This is a genomic window from Dehalococcoidia bacterium (assembly GCA_035310145.1).
Lineage (GTDB): Bacteria > Chloroflexota > Dehalococcoidia > CAUJGQ01 > CAUJGQ01 > CALFMN01.
In genome coordinates, this window is record DATGEL010000069.1 from 1 (window position 1) to 13,390 (window position 13,390).

At 70.0% G+C, this 13,390-nt stretch carries 18 protein-coding genes; 12 read left to right on the plus strand and 6 right to left on the minus strand.

Annotated elements, in window-relative coordinates; translation table 11 throughout:
- Positions 1 to 205 precede the first annotated feature (205 nt).
- From VKV26_13240 to VKV26_13295, 12 genes are all read left to right on the plus strand, one after another.
- A complete protein-coding gene (locus tag VKV26_13240) occupies positions 206 to 391 on the plus strand; it encodes a hypothetical protein (GenBank protein ID HLZ70860.1) in 186 nt (61 codons plus the stop codon).
- 79 nt (positions 392 to 470) lie between these two features.
- Entirely contained in the window at positions 471 to 656 is a 186-nt protein-coding gene (locus VKV26_13245; GenBank protein ID HLZ70861.1) for a hypothetical protein, read from the plus strand.
- Between the two features lie 91 nt (positions 657 to 747).
- The gene (locus VKV26_13250) at positions 748 to 927 is read left to right on the plus strand and encodes a hypothetical protein (protein HLZ70862.1); all 180 of its coding nucleotides are present in this window, start codon (positions 748 to 750) and stop codon (positions 925 to 927) included.
- A 55-nt stretch (positions 928 to 982) separates the two neighbouring features.
- A complete protein-coding gene (locus VKV26_13255; GenBank protein HLZ70863.1) occupies positions 983 to 1,129 on the plus strand; it encodes a hypothetical protein in 147 nt (48 codons plus the stop codon).
- 160 nt (positions 1,130 to 1,289) lie between these two features.
- The gene (locus VKV26_13260; protein HLZ70864.1) at positions 1,290 to 1,715 is read left to right on the plus strand and encodes a hypothetical protein; all 426 of its coding nucleotides are present in this window, start codon (positions 1,290 to 1,292) and stop codon (positions 1,713 to 1,715) included.
- A 23-nt stretch (positions 1,716 to 1,738) separates the two neighbouring features.
- A complete protein-coding gene (locus tag VKV26_13265; GenBank protein ID HLZ70865.1) occupies positions 1,739 to 2,113 on the plus strand; it encodes a hypothetical protein in 375 nt (124 codons plus the stop codon).
- A 225-nt stretch (positions 2,114 to 2,338) separates the two neighbouring features.
- Positions 2,339 to 2,578: a hypothetical protein gene (locus VKV26_13270; GenBank protein HLZ70866.1), complete on the plus strand. Its 240-nt coding sequence runs from the start codon at positions 2,339 to 2,341 to the stop codon at positions 2,576 to 2,578.
- Positions 2,579 to 2,737: 159 nt separating this feature from the next.
- Positions 2,738 to 4,297: a CAP domain-containing protein gene (locus VKV26_13275; GenBank protein HLZ70867.1), complete on the plus strand. Its 1,560-nt coding sequence runs from the start codon at positions 2,738 to 2,740 to the stop codon at positions 4,295 to 4,297.
- A gap of 149 nt (positions 4,298 to 4,446) precedes the next feature.
- On the plus strand, positions 4,447 to 5,556 hold the full coding sequence (locus VKV26_13280) for a Rieske 2Fe-2S domain-containing protein (GenBank protein ID HLZ70868.1): 1,110 nt from the start codon (positions 4,447 to 4,449) through the stop codon (positions 5,554 to 5,556).
- Positions 5,557 to 5,584: 28 nt separating this feature from the next.
- Positions 5,585 to 6,271, plus strand: a complete 687-nt coding sequence (locus tag VKV26_13285) for a 3-oxoacid CoA-transferase subunit A (protein HLZ70869.1) — start codon at positions 5,585 to 5,587, stop codon at positions 6,269 to 6,271.
- 35 nt (positions 6,272 to 6,306) lie between these two features.
- A complete protein-coding gene (locus tag VKV26_13290; GenBank protein HLZ70870.1) occupies positions 6,307 to 6,942 on the plus strand; it encodes a 3-oxoacid CoA-transferase subunit B in 636 nt (211 codons plus the stop codon).
- 10 nt (positions 6,943 to 6,952) lie between these two features.
- Positions 6,953 to 7,858, plus strand: a complete 906-nt coding sequence (locus VKV26_13295; GenBank protein ID HLZ70871.1) for a restriction endonuclease — start codon at positions 6,953 to 6,955, stop codon at positions 7,856 to 7,858.
- A gap of 51 nt (positions 7,859 to 7,909) precedes the next feature.
- Here VKV26_13295 and VKV26_13300 read toward each other — a convergent pair whose 3' ends face one another.
- From VKV26_13300 to VKV26_13325, 6 genes are all read right to left on the minus strand, one after another.
- On the minus strand, positions 7,910 to 8,215 hold the full coding sequence (locus VKV26_13300) for a hypothetical protein (GenBank protein ID HLZ70872.1): 306 nt from the start codon (positions 8,213 to 8,215) through the stop codon (positions 7,910 to 7,912).
- A gap of 16 nt (positions 8,216 to 8,231) precedes the next feature.
- Complete coding sequence (locus VKV26_13305; protein HLZ70873.1) at positions 8,232 to 8,798, minus strand: GAF domain-containing protein; 567 nt, start codon at positions 8,796 to 8,798, stop codon at positions 8,232 to 8,234.
- A 126-nt stretch (positions 8,799 to 8,924) separates the two neighbouring features.
- Entirely contained in the window at positions 8,925 to 9,680 is a 756-nt protein-coding gene (gene yqeC, locus VKV26_13310) for a selenium cofactor biosynthesis protein YqeC (GenBank protein HLZ70874.1), read from the minus strand.
- Between the two features lie 22 nt (positions 9,681 to 9,702).
- Entirely contained in the window at positions 9,703 to 10,371 is a 669-nt protein-coding gene (locus tag VKV26_13315; GenBank protein HLZ70875.1) for a hypothetical protein, read from the minus strand.
- A gap of 28 nt (positions 10,372 to 10,399) precedes the next feature.
- Entirely contained in the window at positions 10,400 to 12,652 is a 2,253-nt protein-coding gene (recQ, locus tag VKV26_13320) for a DNA helicase RecQ (protein ID HLZ70876.1), read from the minus strand.
- 58 nt (positions 12,653 to 12,710) lie between these two features.
- A complete protein-coding gene (locus tag VKV26_13325; GenBank protein ID HLZ70877.1) occupies positions 12,711 to 13,292 on the minus strand; it encodes an isochorismatase family cysteine hydrolase in 582 nt (193 codons plus the stop codon).
- Positions 13,293 to 13,390 lie beyond the last annotated feature (98 nt).

A 13,390-nucleotide genomic window follows, 5' to 3' on the forward strand; every position in this document is an offset into this window, starting at 1 on the left:
CAGAACAACACGGGCGTCATCCTGCAGGGCCCGGCGCTGTGGAACACCGCCAGCCTGAGCCAGGCCAACGTCGCCTTCGCGGCCGGCACGCAGAACAACACCGGCGTGATCGTCCAGGGCCACTAAGTCCGTTACGGCAACCGGCGACACACACGCGGATATGCGCCACGAACGGCGCACAAAGATACAGGGGAGGGAAAACACCATGGGCTTCAGCAACTACGCGACCCTGAGCCAGCTCAACGCCGCCGTCTTCGCGGGCGTGCAGAACAACACGGGTGTGATCGTGCAGGGCCCGGCCCTGTTCAACACCGCGCACCTGAGCCAGGCCAACGTCGCCTTCGCGGCCGGCACGCAGAACAACACGGGTGTGATCGTCCAGGGCCACTAAGCCCGTTCGACGGCCAGCCGCACTCCACAAACGAATTCGCGCCACCGGCGCACAGTGAACAAACAGGGGAGGAATCACCATGGGTATCAGCAACTACGCGACCCTGAGCCAGCTCAACCTCGCGGCCTTCGCCGGCGTGCAGAACAACACGGGCGTCATCCTGCAGGGCCCGGCGCTGTGGAACACCGCCAGCCTGAGCCAGGCCAACGTCGCCTTCGCGGCCGGCACGCAGAACAACACCGGCGTGATCGTCCAGGGCCACTAAGTCCATCCCACGGCAGGCGGCGGGCCGGAAGCTGAACCATCCGGTCCGCCGCGCCGTTCCCAATCAGATTTCACAGCGAGGAGGTGCGCCCATGCTGCGTTGCACGCTTTGTCACTTCGATTGTCCGTTGGACGACGTAGTCGTCATGCGCGGCGATCGCGGCTGCATCTGCCTGGGCTGCTTCTCGCGCGAGACGGGAACGGCGCTGCGCATGCCGAAGCCGCTCCGGCGGCAGCTCCAGGCCGCTCTGGCCGAACTCGACGCCGTCTAGAATCCAGTTCCGGGAGAATGCTTCTGCGAACTTAACCCCTTCAGGGAGGTGCACCATGGGTCCAGTCGTCGTTCTGAACAACGTGGGCAGCCCGGTCATCGGTGTTGCCGTGGCCACCATCACGCAGCTCAACATCGCCGGCCTGTACGCGGGCTCGCAGTCGAACGCCGCGATCGCGGTGCTCAACGGCATCCGCTTCTAAGACATGGTTCCAAAACCCGCTGGTCGGTGAACGGGGTGAATGCACACCGTGGGCCGGATGCGGGTTTTGGAACCATCTGCAAAGACCGCTCGCAACGAAGGTCCCGCCCGCCGCGCCCCGATGTCGGGCGCCGGCGGGCGGGGCGCGCAGGAGGCCGATCATGCGTCGCACGCGCACCCTTGTGGCGGGGCTCGCCACACTGCTGCTCGGATTGGGCGCGCTCGCCTGCACGCCGGCACGGGCCGACATGGATCCGGGCGCCCAGGCGTACTATGTCGTGGTGCTGCCGGCGGACGCGGGCAGCGGCAACAGCAGCAACACTATGCAGATCGTCCAGGTCAACGGCGACAGCAACACGCAGGTGCAGATCAACGGCGGCACGGCGACCGTGGGCTGCACGCGCTACAGTAGCTACGACGACGCCAGCGCGGCGGCGAGCCTCGCGCACGCCGACGCCAACTGGAGCGTCGTGCTGGCGCCGGACGCGCTGCACGCCGTGCTGGCGGCGAGCGGCGTCTCGCCGGACGTGGCCAGCTGGATGCCCGCCCTCGCCGACGCGGACATCTGCACCCCGGACGCGGGCTAAGCGACGCTCGCAGGAGCTGCGCAATGAGCTTCTCATCGTCGGGAAGTGACTGGCTGGAGCAGATCCTGCGCCAGGCGCAGGCGGCCGCTTCAGGCGTCGCCGCCGGCGGACCGGGCATCTCGCTCTCGCTCTCGCTCTCCGGCAACCGCCGCGTCACGGCGCGGGTGCGCGTCAGTGACGCGGCGGGGCGGGGACAGGCCGGTGTGCACGTGGATGGGCAGATTCGCATCGACGCTTCCGGCGTGGTCCGCTCGCTCCGCTTTCCGCCGACCGATGCGGCCGGCTGGACGGAAGTGAGCGCCGAGCTGGCGGGCGAGGCGGGCAGCCGCTGCACCTGCACGGTGGCAGTACGAGCCGGCGGCAGCGTGATGCAGGCGCGGCAAACGCTCGTCTGCTGACCCGCCGGCGGCCCCGATCCACGCCTGGCGGTCGCCGAAGTGTGGCCCGCCGCACACGCGCGTCGTGAAGGCGCTCACCGCTTCGCGCGCCTCTTGGCCGCCTTCTGCGGTCGTGATCGTCATCGGTCGGGCATCGGGCAGCGCACAGCGCCGTCCCGCGCCCACGGTTGATACTGTCATCACAGGGGACAGCGGCCGCGAGCCGCGGCCGAAGAGGAGGCAACGATGACGATCAATGTGACGGGCAACAACGACACGGTGATCATCCTGAACCAGACGAACATCGCCTTCGGGTCGGTGGGCAGCCAGAGCAACACGGCGTTCATCGGGACCGGTGCGCTGGGCGGCGTTGCGGCCCCCAACCTGAACCCGGCGGCCTACGGTGTGGCCGCTCAGCCGCCGTCGATCGTGCCCCAGCCGCAGGTGTGGAACCCCTTCGGCAGCGGCGTGGTGCTGATGCACTAAGCCGCGGTGCGGAAGCAAACGACGGCCCGCACCGCGATCGTGGTGCGGGCCGCTTGTGTGTCTCCACGCAACGCACAGCGCGCGAGTCGGCAGGGCACCGGCGACCGGTGCACGAATCCGCGGTAAGCTATCGTTTGCGTGGGTGTGAGGCGATCTGTCTTGGCCCATCTCTTCGCGATCCCGACCATGCGACGAAACGCCGGCAGCGGGCGCCCGTTCGGCGGACGCCTGCTGCCGGCGCTCCTGCTCGCCCTCTGTGCGCTGCTGGGGCCGGCCCGCGCCGCCCGCGGCGCCCAGGCGGCAGCGGGCACGCCGGTGACGTACAGCGCCGGTTGGAACCTGGTGGCGCTGCCTTCCGGGACCGTCCTGCCGGCGAGCGTCGGTCCTGCCTACTCGCTTACGGCAGACGGCAACGCCTACGAGCAGGTGGCGAACGGCGGCGCCGTCGGCGGTCGGGCGCTTTGGATCTTCTTCCCGCAGGACACGACGCTGACGCTTGACCGCAGCGCCGCAGAGACGAGCCGCACCGTGGCGCCGCCCGGCCAGCACGCGCTGGTCGGCAACCCGAGCAGCGACGCCACGCTCGACATCAGCGGCGCCGACGCCGCGTACAGCTTCGATCCGCAGCAGGGCTGGGAGGCCGTGACCTCGCTGGAGCCGGGCCGCGGCGCACTGGTGCAGGTCGGCGCGGCGGGCAGCGTGACGCTTGGCAAAGTGACGGGCGATGCGCTTGATGCGACGCTGAACCAGCTCCAGAACACGCTGAGCGACGCGCCCACCGACCGTGACGCCGTCGAAGGCGTGGCGCGCGTGGCGGGCGAATTGCTGCGCAGCCGCCAGTACGCACGCGTGCAGGCGCTGCTCGACGACATGCGCCGGACACAAGAGGAGGGGCTGCGCCGCACCGGCAGCGCCCCACTGCCGGCGCTTTCCGCGAACGAGCAGCGCGCCGTCGTTACCGTGCGAGAGAACGTGGCCGCGGCGCGCGATGCCACAGACGCCGGCTCGGTGGCGGCGGCCGACGCCGCGATCGAGCAGGCTCGAACGGCGGCGCAGGCGGCCAGCGATGAAGCGGTCGCCGTGGCCCGCGGCGGCGATGCCGCGCCGGCGTCGCTGAGCTGGGAGGCCGCCGGCCAGTCCGCACCGAATACCGGTCTCGCGGCCGCGGGCGCCTTGCTGCGCGGCACCTTGCTGCTGACCGGCCTGGGTACACCGCCGTCGGATATGGTCTGGACGCTCGTGAGCACGCTCAGCAGCGGCGGCGCCTGCCAGGTCACGCCGGCCGCGTTCACCCTGGACGGCGAAGAGCAGCGCATGCTTGCGCTGGTCAACCAGTTGCGCGCGGCGCACGGCCTGGCGCCGCTGCAGCTCTCCGCGAACCTCGAACGCACCGCGGCCTGGAAGGCGCACGACATGGTCACGCGGCAGTCGTACGGGCACGAGGACGGCTTCGGCTCGCTGGTCGCCCGCTTCGACGCCTGCGGCTATCCGGCCGGAGAGGCGGCGATCGCCGAGAATCTCAACGGCGGCCAGCCCGGCGCCGACGCGGTCTTCGCCGACTGGCAGAGCGACTCCAGCCATCTCGGCAACCTGCTCGGGCCGGACTACGTCGTCGCCGGCATCAAGCGCGCCCCGGCCGCGTCCAACGGCGGCACCTATAGCTGGGTTTGGGTGATGGAGTTCGGCAGCGCCGTGGACACGCTGCTGCCGAACCCCTGATCGCCGCCCCTCGTTCCCCTCGTAGCGGCACCACCCTCCGTGTGGCGTCGCGCTGGACGCAACGCGGAGCGCGTCGTACGGTAAAAATCGGCGCCGAGAAGGCGCCGGCGCGTCGGCCGGTCCGGCGGGCGCGAGGGGAGGTTTCGCGCATGCCAGCGGTGCTCGCCATCACGCCGGAGGAGCGGCCGGTCTTCGCGTTCATCGCGGCGCGCAGTATTCCCATCTGCGCGAAGGGCACGCGGGAGCAGCAGGAGGTCGCGGAGCGGCTGGTCTACATCTCCCGCGCCCTGGACGACGCGCCCCCCGGCCCCGGCGAGATCGAGCTGTTTGTCGAGGACATCTACCACCTGGGCGTGCGCATCTTCGCCTACAGCGTCGACGTCGAAGAGTTCTGGCACGATCGCCTCGCCGAGGCGCGCGGCCAGGCCCCGATCGAGCCGGTCGACCCCAACGTGGAGCTGGCGATCCGCCGCTATCTGCCCCAGGCCGAGCAGAGCCCGCAGAGCTGGAGCTTCCGCCAGGTAGACGGCGCCTTCGTCGATCTCGGCTTCAAGTTCGACCGCCTGCTCGATGCGGAGGCGCCGCAGGTGCGCGGCCTCTACAACAAGGAGCGCACCACGATCTCGAACACGGCCCGCGAGCGGCGCGAGAAGAACGCGATCAAGCGCGGCGTCGTCTCGCCGCTCGACGCCGCGACGCCGCCGGCCCTGCCGGCGCCCGACGGGGCCGCGCAGGCGGCGGAGGCCACTGCCGGCCACGCGGACGAGGATGCCGAGCCGGCCTGGCCGCGTCCCGTTGGTAATGCCGCCGCCCGGCCCCAGCCGAGCGCCGCGCTCTCCACGATCAGCCGTGCGACCTTTCCCGACGCCTACGGCTGGGGCGTCGATGTCGCGACCGGGGTAAGCGCGGACACGCTGGCGCCGGACAAGCCGCGCAAGGTCAACGTCGGCGGCGTAGAGATGATGCTCGTGAACACGGAGGGGGTGGTCTGCGCCGCGGCCCGCACCTGCCCGCACCGTGGTTGGGACTTGACGCGCGGCACGGTCGAGAATGGCCTGCTCACCTGCAGCTTGCACGGGGCCCAGTTTGAGGTCTGCTCCGGCAAGGTCGTGCGCGAGCCGTACGACCCGGCCTTCAACAAAGAGAACACGCTGATGGGCAGCGTGATGGGCGCCCTCGATCCGAAGCACACGACGGACCCGATCGCCACCTATCCGACCACGGTGGCCGCAGACGGTGAGGTCCACGTTCACATCTAGGTCACGGTAAGTCACTGCGGATGCCGCGATGAACAAGCTGGTCGCCAGCGCCGAGGAGGCGGTCTCCGACATTGCCGACGGCGCCACGGTGATGCTGGGCGGCTTCGTGGGCGTGGGCGCGGCCTGGGACCTGATCCACGCCCTCGCGCGGCACGGCGCGCGCAACCTTACCTGCATCCAGACGGCGACGCGCATCGAGATGGCGCCGCTGATCGAGGCCGGTCTGGTCGGCAAAGTGATCACCTCGTTCCCCGCCTACGCCTCCGCCGATCGGATCTCACCCTTCGAGGAGCAGTACAAGCGCGGCCAGATCGAGCTGGAGCTGGTGCCGCAGGGCACGCTGGCCGAGCGCATGCGCGCCGCCGGCGCCGGCATTCCCGCCTTTTACACGGCCACCGGCGTGGGCACGCTGATTGCCGAGGGGAAGCCAACGGCCTGGTTCGACGGCCGCGAGTATCTGCTCGAACGCTGGCTGCCGGCCGACTTCGCGCTGGTCGGCGCCTTGCGGGCGGATCGCTTCGGCAACCTCGTCTACCGGCGCAGCGGGCGCAATTTCAACCACGCCATGGCCGCCGCCGCGCGGATCACCATCGCCGAGGTGCGGGAGATCGTCGAGCCGGGGCAGATCGAACCCGACGCCGTGCATACGCCGGCGGTCTACGTGCAGCGCGTCGTGCTGAGCAGCGGCGCCGGGCAGAACGGCGCCGGCCGGTGAGCGCCGCCCACCCGCGCGCCATCACCCGCGAGCTGATGGTATTGCGCGTCTGCCGCGAGCTGCGCGACGGCATGGTGGTGAATCTCGGCCTCGGCGTGCCCACGCTGCTGGCCGACGTGATTCCCGCCGATATCGACGTGCTGCTGCACGGCGAGAACGGCGTGCTTGGCTACGGTGCCTACGCGAAGCCGGAGGAGGAAGACACGGAGACGATCAACCCCGGCGGCGCCCACGTCACCTTGCGGCCCGGTGCCAGCTTCTTCGACAGCACCGAGTCGTTCGCGCTGGTGCGCGGCGGCCACGTGGACATCGCGGTGTTGGGCGCGATGCAGGTGTCGGAGCGGGGTGACCTGGCGAACTGGATGGTGCCGGCGCGCGGTGTGGGCGGCATCGGCGGCGCCATGGACCTCGCGGCCGGGGCTAAGCGGGTGATCGTGGTGATGGAGCACGTGACCAGGGACGGCCTAGCGAAGCTCGTGCGCGAGTGCAGCTATCCGCTCACGGCGCGGGCCTGCGTGCAGACGATCGTCACCGACCTGGCCGTGCTGGAGATCGTGCCGGAGGGCATGCTGCTCAAGGAGCTGGCGCCGGGCGTGAGCGCGGTGGAGGTGCAGGCCCGTTCCGAGCCGCGCCTGCTGATCGCGCCCGACCTCCGCGAGATGCGGTTCTGAGGACGCAAGCATGGTACTGAAGGCGACGCACAGTGTCAGCGTGCCAACGTACGACCAGCTCATCTGGCCCACCATCGTCGCTCTGCGCGAATTGGGTGGCTCGGGTACTAACCGCGAAATCGACCAACGTGTAATAGCGCTCGAAGGGCTATCCGAAGAGCAGCAGCTGGTGCCTCATGGCGATGGCCGGCTCACCGAGATTTCCTACCGATTGATGTGGTCACGAACGTACTTAAAGGTTGCTGGCGCACTGCAAAACAGCAGCCGCGGCGTCTGGGCGCTCACTGAAATCGGGCGAGCCTTAGCAGAGCCTGATGCCCTTGCGATTCCGCAGAAGGTTCGTGCACAGTATGCGGGCCGACCTGCCCAACGCAGGCGACCAAAACTGGCTCCGCCAGAGCTGGAGACCACTACGATCTCGACCTCGATCGGGACGCCACTGAGCAGCACGGAGTTCGAACAGTGGCGAGATTGGCTGCTTGAGGCCCTCCGTGACATGCCTCCTCCAGCCTTTGAACGATTGGCTCAGCGCCTTCTGCGCGAAGCCGGATTCGTGCGCGTCGAAGTCACAGGTCGGAGCGGAGATGGTGGGATCGACGGCATCGGCGTGCTGCAAATGCAGTTGCTCAGCTTTCAAGTCTTCTTTCAGTGCAAACGATACCGAGGCAGTGTCGGGGCCGCGGCTGTGCGTGACTTCAGGGGAGCGATGGTCGGCCGCACAGACAAAGGGATCCTCATCACTACTGGATACTTCACCGAGGACGCCAAACGTGAGGCGACCCGTGACGGGGCACCAGCGCTGGACCTCATTGACGGCGACCGCCTATGCGGTCTCCTGAAGGAGTACGCGCTGGGGGTCAGTACGCGTCAGGTCGATGCGGTGACGATCGACCCAAGTTGGTTTCAGTCACTTTAGTCATCAGGAGTCGCGTGGCCGTTGTAGAGCCTGCCGCAACCGCGCAGCGCCCTACGCCAGGTGCTCGCGGATCATTTGCGCGACACCGAGCACGCCGATCACGATTGTCGCCACGATCGCGCCCGGTGTGTGGCCGAAGACGCCCGCAAGCACGACGAACGGGATGCCCACCCCGACGATCGCGGTGATGTTGCCCGCGTCGCGCTTGTGGGCCGGCGGCGATTGGATCGCCTGCATCTGGGCCAGCCGCGTATCGATGTGACGGTCGATCTCGGCCAGGAAGGTGTCCAGGGTGGCATCGTCCAGTTGCACTGACGAGCCGAAGCCGGCGCTCGGCTGGGTGGGAAGCTGCTGCATGCGAAGCGGCCTTCGTTCAGTACCAGAAGTTCTCGACGATGTAGGTCGCGTGGCGGGCGAGCGCGACCATCGCCCGCTCGTCGTCGTCGTCGAACGGCTCACCATCCGTGCGATCGGTGATGTACATGCTGCCGCGCACCTCGCCCTTCGCCCAGATCGGCACGCCGAGCATGCGCTGCATCACCGGATGCCTGGGCGGGAAGCCGAAGGCGTAGGGATGGTTCTCCAAATCGTTGATGCGCACCGGCCTGCCGTCGCTGCGCAGACTGCCGAGCGGTCCGTGGCCGGTGGGCGGCACCTTCAGACCCTTCATCTCGGCGCGGGTCAGGCCGCTGGTGTAGAAGCCTTCGGTGCGGTCGCGTTCGTCGGTGATCGCCAGCGCGGCGTAGCGGCCTCGGGTTAGATCGCGCGCCAGGTCGCAGATCGCCTGCAAGGCGATGTCGGGCTTCTGCGGCGAGGCGAAGCGGCGGTGCAGCTCGGCCAGCCGCAGCAGCGCCTCGAATTCGCCGTCGGGCCGGGAAAGGGACGGCGACGGGGCGGCCGCCGCGCCGGAAGCGGCCACGGTGACGTGCTCGCTGCTCATACTCCCAGACTACCCCTCGCCGCAGTGCGACGCTACCTGCAAGCCTAACCCCGCCGCTCGCGGCGTCGCCCTTCCCCACAGGGGAACGGACGGCCGCGCCTGAGCGAGGCAGGGATAGGCGCCGCGCTACTGCATCACGGCGAGGACGGGCACGTCTGCCGCGGCGCTGGCAAGCACGACGGCGTCGGCGCCGCCCGCGAGCAGCAGGCGCGCGAGGCGCTCACCGGCGGCGCGGTGCGCCGGCTCGGCCTTGTTCAGCACCGGCAGCCAGCGGGCGCCGGCGGGCACGCCTTTGCGGCCGCCATCCGCATGCAGCAGTACGCGGGCAATGGCCTCCGGTGAAAGCGGCTCGCCCGGCGCCAGCCCGCTCAGTGCGGCCACGCGCTCCGGACGGTGCACCCACTCCTCGCCCAGCGGTCGACCGACGACATCGAGGCCGACGACCGCGAGCACGAGCGTGGTCGAGGCTGGAATCACCGGCTCGCCCGCGCCTGGCGCCTTGAACGGCCGGTTGCGGCTGCCGTCCGCCTCCAGCGCCAGCAGCGCCAGCTCGGGCATTGCAGCCAGCGCGTCGGCCTGGGCTGTGCTCAGCGGCAGCCAGCGGCCCTTGTCGCCGCGTCCGCTGGCCAGCGTCAGGGCGGGCGACGTGCGCAATGCCGCCGAGACGGACTGAGATGGATCGTCCTCGGGGCCCACGATCAGCAACGGCGGAGGCCGGCCGGAGCGCGGCGGCGTGAAGCGGGTGGTGCCGGCGATGACGACGGTGCGTCCGGTGGCGATGGACTCGGCGGCCAGGCGAAACAGGATCGTGGTCTTGCCGCCGCCGCCCACGATCGCCACCCGCTCGCGTGCCTGCAGCGCGAACGCCTCGCTCAGGTTCATCCACCGGGCTTCCCGCCAGCCCTCACTGATGCAGCCCGGCGGCGATCTGGATCAGCTCATCGCGCGGCACATCCGTAAGATCGGCTTCGACGATGATTTCGAGATTGTCCTTGATCAGCAGCACGCGGTGCGGCTGCGTGTTGCGGGACGAGGGGCCGAGCGCGTCGATCATCTGCCGGTTGCCCGGCCCGACGGTTCCGAACGCGTACACGCCCTGCACGCCGCCCACGTCGATGAAGGGCGAGCCGGGCGGCCTGCCGCCGGCCCGGCCGGTGCCCTCGCCCGGCTGAAAGCCGCCGCGGAAGAAGCTGCGATCGTTGGCCGCGTGCTGGCGCTCGTAGATCTGCACGAAGAGTCCGTCCGGCTTGAAGAAACTGAGCACGACGACGTTGCCGCCGTTCTCGGCCTTCACGTACTGCTCCCACGGTTGATAGTCCGCCGGCAGCGAGGCCGGGCTGAGCGGCGTGAAGCCGGCGCTGGCCTGCAGCTGGGCGAAGTCCACGAAGCGGCGCGCGCTCGAGCCCGGCGCTGGGGTGCCGGCAGTGCGCGCCGCGCTGCTGGAGCCAGTTTCGCCGACCGGTACGTTCTCGTTGTGCGCGTGGCTGGAAACGTCGAGCAGCAGCCTCGGCAGGAGGATGAAGGCCGCGACGAGCACGGCCAGCGAGGCAACGACGCCGACTGCCAGCTTCATCAGATCGAGCCCCGCCACCCACCGCGGGTCAGGCCCCGCGCCCCACTCCCAGACCGCGCTGATCACGGTTCTCGCCGCTCTCGAGCAGGCCGGCGTTCAGCGCCGCCTGCACCAGCCGCAGCTCGCCGTAGTGGTAGCCGTCGCCAAGCCGATCGAGCACCGGGCGCAGCGGCCCGCTGCCTTCACCATCCATTGCCGCCAGGATAACCGCCCGCCGCTCCGGGCCAATCAGCCGGTCGAGGTCGATCTCCGCGCCGAGCAGCAGTGCGTCGGCAAGGTGGCCGTAGACCGTCACTGCGGAGAGGCCGCGCAGCTCGCCGATCTCTTCGGGACGCTTGCCCGCGCGGTGGAACTCCAGCGTGCGTTCCACCGTTCCGGACAACCCGTTGGCGCCGCCCGCCCCGCGCCGCGGCCGCACAGCCGGCGCCGCTTCGGCCGCCTCGCCACCCGCCTGGTACTCGGCGATCGCGCGCAGGAACAATTCGCCGTATTCGTCGGCCTTGTGCTCGCCGACGCCGTTCACCTGCAGCATGGCCGCGCCGCTGGAGGGCTTGCGCGCCGCTAACTCGCGCAGCGTGCGGTCGGAGAAGATCACGTAGGGCGGCACGGCCTGCTCCAGCGCCAGCCGCCGGCGCACGGCGCGCAAGGCCTCAAACAGCGCCTCGTCGGCCGGTTCAGCCGGCTCATCGCGCGTCCCGCGATCGCGCGAGCCGGCGGCGCTGGTGGCGCGGGCCGGCGCCGGGCGGAGGAGCACGGTTCGCTTGTCGGCGCGCACGGCGTCGCCCTGCTCGGTGACGCGGATGGCGTTATACGCCTCGGTGTCGATGCGCAGGTAGCCCTCGCGCACCAGCTCGCGCACGATGTGCTGCCATTCCTCCTGCGAACGCTCCGCGCCGACGCCCCATGTCTTCAGCCGCTCGTGGCCCCAGCGCTCGGTGCGCTCGTCGGCCGTGCCGCGCAGGATCTTGACCAGGTGCGCACCGCCGAAGCGCTCACCCGTCTGGCGCGCGGCGGCGATCAGCATACGCGCCTCGATCGTGCAATCTACCGGCTCGGCGTCGGCCAGGCCGTCGCGGCAGACGTCGCAGCAGGGCGCGTTCTGGCCAGGGAACTGCTCATCGAAGTAGGCGAGCAGGGCGCGGCGGCGGCAGGCGGGGTCCGCGGCCCAGTTTGCCATCTGCCGCAGTTGCTGCACGGCGACGCGGCGCTCGGCCGGCGGCTTCTCGTCGATGAAGCGCATGACCTTGGTCACGTCGCCGTAGCTGTAGAAGAGGATGCAGTCGGCAGGATCGCCGTCGCGGCCGGCGCGGCCGCTCTCCTGGTAGTAGCCTTCCAGGTTGCGCGGCAGGTCCGCGTGCACGACGAAGCGCACGTCCGGCTTGTCGATGCCCATGCCGAAGGCGATCGTGGCGACCATGATGCGCACGTCGTCGCGGATAAAGGCGCCCTGGCGCTCGCGGCGCTCGTCCGGCTCCAGGCCGGCGTGGTAGGCGGTGGCGCTGAAGCCGTCGGCGCGCAGCTTCGCCGCGAGCTTCTCTGTGCCCTCGCGCGACTGGCAGTAGATGATGCCCGAGTCGCGCCGGCGGCCGCGCAGGTAGCGGCGCAACTGCTCGTAGGCGCTCTTCTTCGGCCGCACCTCGTAAAACAGGTTGGCGCGGTTGAAGCTGGCTCGGAACTGAGCGGCGTGCTTGAGACCGAGCTGCGCGACGATGTCCTGCTGCACGCGCGCCGTGGCCGTGGCGGTGAAGGCGGCGAACGGCGTTTCGGGGAACACCTGGCGCAGCCGCTTCAGCTCGCGGTAGTCGGGGCGGAAGTCGTGGCCCCACTCGGAGATGCAGTGCGCTTCGTCGATGGCGAAGCGGGCGACGCCGGTGTTGCCCAGCAGGTTCAAGAAGCCAGGGCTGGCGAAGCGTTCCGGCGCGACGTAGAGCAGCTTCACGTCGCCGCGCGCCACGGCCCGGCGACGGCGGTCCATCTCGCCCAGGTCGAGCGAGCTGTTGATGAACGTCGCGGCAACGCCGAGCGCGGTGAGCTGATCGACCTGGTCCTGCATCAGCGCGATCAGCGGCGAGACGACGACGGTCATGCCCTCGAGCAGGAGCGCCGGCAACTGGTAGCAGAGCGACTTGCCGCCGCCGGTGGGCATCAGCACGAAGGTATCGCGCCCGGCCAGCACCGCGCCGACGATCTCCTCCTGCAGCGGCCGGAACGAGCCGTAGCCAAAGGTGGCGCGCAGGACTGACAGGGCACGCTCGCGCCGCGGGGCAGAAAGTTCGGTCATGGCGATCGGATCTTAACGAGACGGGCGGCCGCGCGGCAATCGCCGGCAGGGTGCGCCATCAGCGCGCGGCCCGCGCAGGCTGCCGGATCTCCGCCAGCGCCGCGGCCGTCGGCAAGATCTCGATGCCCATGTTGCGCATGTCGAAGAGGTTGGCCTGCTGCACGGCGTCGGTGGCCGAGGCGGTCGCATCGCTGAGCACGACGCACTCGTAGTCCAGCGCGTTGGCGTCGACGGCGCTGCCGCGGATGCAGTTCGGCGTCTGCACGCCGCAGAGATAGAGCCGCTCAACGCGCAGCCGGCGCAGCAGCGCATCCAGGTCGGTGCCGAAGAAGGCGCTCCAGCGGCGCTTGACGATCTCGTACTCGCCGGGCTGCAGGCGCAGGCCGTCCACCAGGTCGCTGCCGGGGCTCTGCACCAGGAACGGCCGCTCGGCGAACAGCGCCTGGCGCGAGCGGTCCACGTCGCTGCCGTCGGGCCGGTGCCGGCGCGTGACCCAGACGATCGGCACGCCCGCGGCGCGGAAACCTGACACCGCCTCGATCACGCGCGGCGTGCAGGCCGGCGCGCCGGCGACGAAGAGGTCGGCGGTAGGAAGGCAGAAGTCATTTTGCATGTCGATCACGATCAGCGCGCGGTTCATCGCTCCTCCGTCGGGCGCCCGGCCCCCGGTTCATGCCTCTTGCCCTAATTCTAGGGGAGTCTCCTGCTTCGTGTGGGAGCAAGCTCCCCTCTCCCAGG

What these genes read in the sequence shown, in the direction of transcription:
- VKV26_13255 (HLZ70863.1), top strand. Translation starts at nt 983, where the DNA reads ATGGGTCCAGTCGTCGTTCTGAACAACGTGGGCAGCCCGGTCATCGGT.
- VKV26_13290 (HLZ70870.1), top strand. Translation starts at nt 6,307, where the DNA reads ATGGTATTGCGCGTCTGCCGCGAGCTGCGCGACGGCATGGTGGTGAAT.
- VKV26_13315 (HLZ70875.1), bottom strand. Translation starts at nt 10,371, where the DNA reads ATGAAGCTGGCAGTCGGCGTCGTTGCCTCGCTGGCCGTGCTCGTCGCG.
- VKV26_13305 (HLZ70873.1), bottom strand. Translation starts at nt 8,798, where the DNA reads ATGAGCAGCGAGCACGTCACCGTGGCCGCTTCCGGCGCGGCGGCCGCC.
- VKV26_13325 (HLZ70877.1), bottom strand. Translation starts at nt 13,292, where the DNA reads ATGAACCGCGCGCTGATCGTGATCGACATGCAAAATGACTTCTGCCTT.
- VKV26_13270 (HLZ70866.1), top strand. Translation starts at nt 2,339, where the DNA reads ATGACGATCAATGTGACGGGCAACAACGACACGGTGATCATCCTGAAC.
- recQ (HLZ70876.1), bottom strand. Translation starts at nt 12,652, where the DNA reads ATGACCGAACTTTCTGCCCCGCGGCGCGAGCGTGCCCTGTCAGTCCTG.
- VKV26_13245 (HLZ70861.1), top strand. Translation starts at nt 471, where the DNA reads ATGGGTATCAGCAACTACGCGACCCTGAGCCAGCTCAACCTCGCGGCC.
- yqeC (HLZ70874.1), bottom strand. Translation starts at nt 9,680, where the DNA reads ATGAACCTGAGCGAGGCGTTCGCGCTGCAGGCACGCGAGCGGGTGGCG.
- VKV26_13300 (HLZ70872.1), bottom strand. Translation starts at nt 8,215, where the DNA reads ATGCAGCAGCTTCCCACCCAGCCGAGCGCCGGCTTCGGCTCGTCAGTG.
- VKV26_13240 (HLZ70860.1), top strand. Translation starts at nt 206, where the DNA reads ATGGGCTTCAGCAACTACGCGACCCTGAGCCAGCTCAACGCCGCCGTC.
- VKV26_13295 (HLZ70871.1), top strand. Translation starts at nt 6,953, where the DNA reads ATGGTACTGAAGGCGACGCACAGTGTCAGCGTGCCAACGTACGACCAG.
- VKV26_13260 (HLZ70864.1), top strand. Translation starts at nt 1,290, where the DNA reads ATGCGTCGCACGCGCACCCTTGTGGCGGGGCTCGCCACACTGCTGCTC.
- VKV26_13265 (HLZ70865.1), top strand. Translation starts at nt 1,739, where the DNA reads ATGAGCTTCTCATCGTCGGGAAGTGACTGGCTGGAGCAGATCCTGCGC.
- VKV26_13285 (HLZ70869.1), top strand. Translation starts at nt 5,585, where the DNA reads ATGAACAAGCTGGTCGCCAGCGCCGAGGAGGCGGTCTCCGACATTGCC.
- VKV26_13280 (HLZ70868.1), top strand. Translation starts at nt 4,447, where the DNA reads ATGCCAGCGGTGCTCGCCATCACGCCGGAGGAGCGGCCGGTCTTCGCG.
- VKV26_13250 (HLZ70862.1), top strand. Translation starts at nt 748, where the DNA reads ATGCTGCGTTGCACGCTTTGTCACTTCGATTGTCCGTTGGACGACGTA.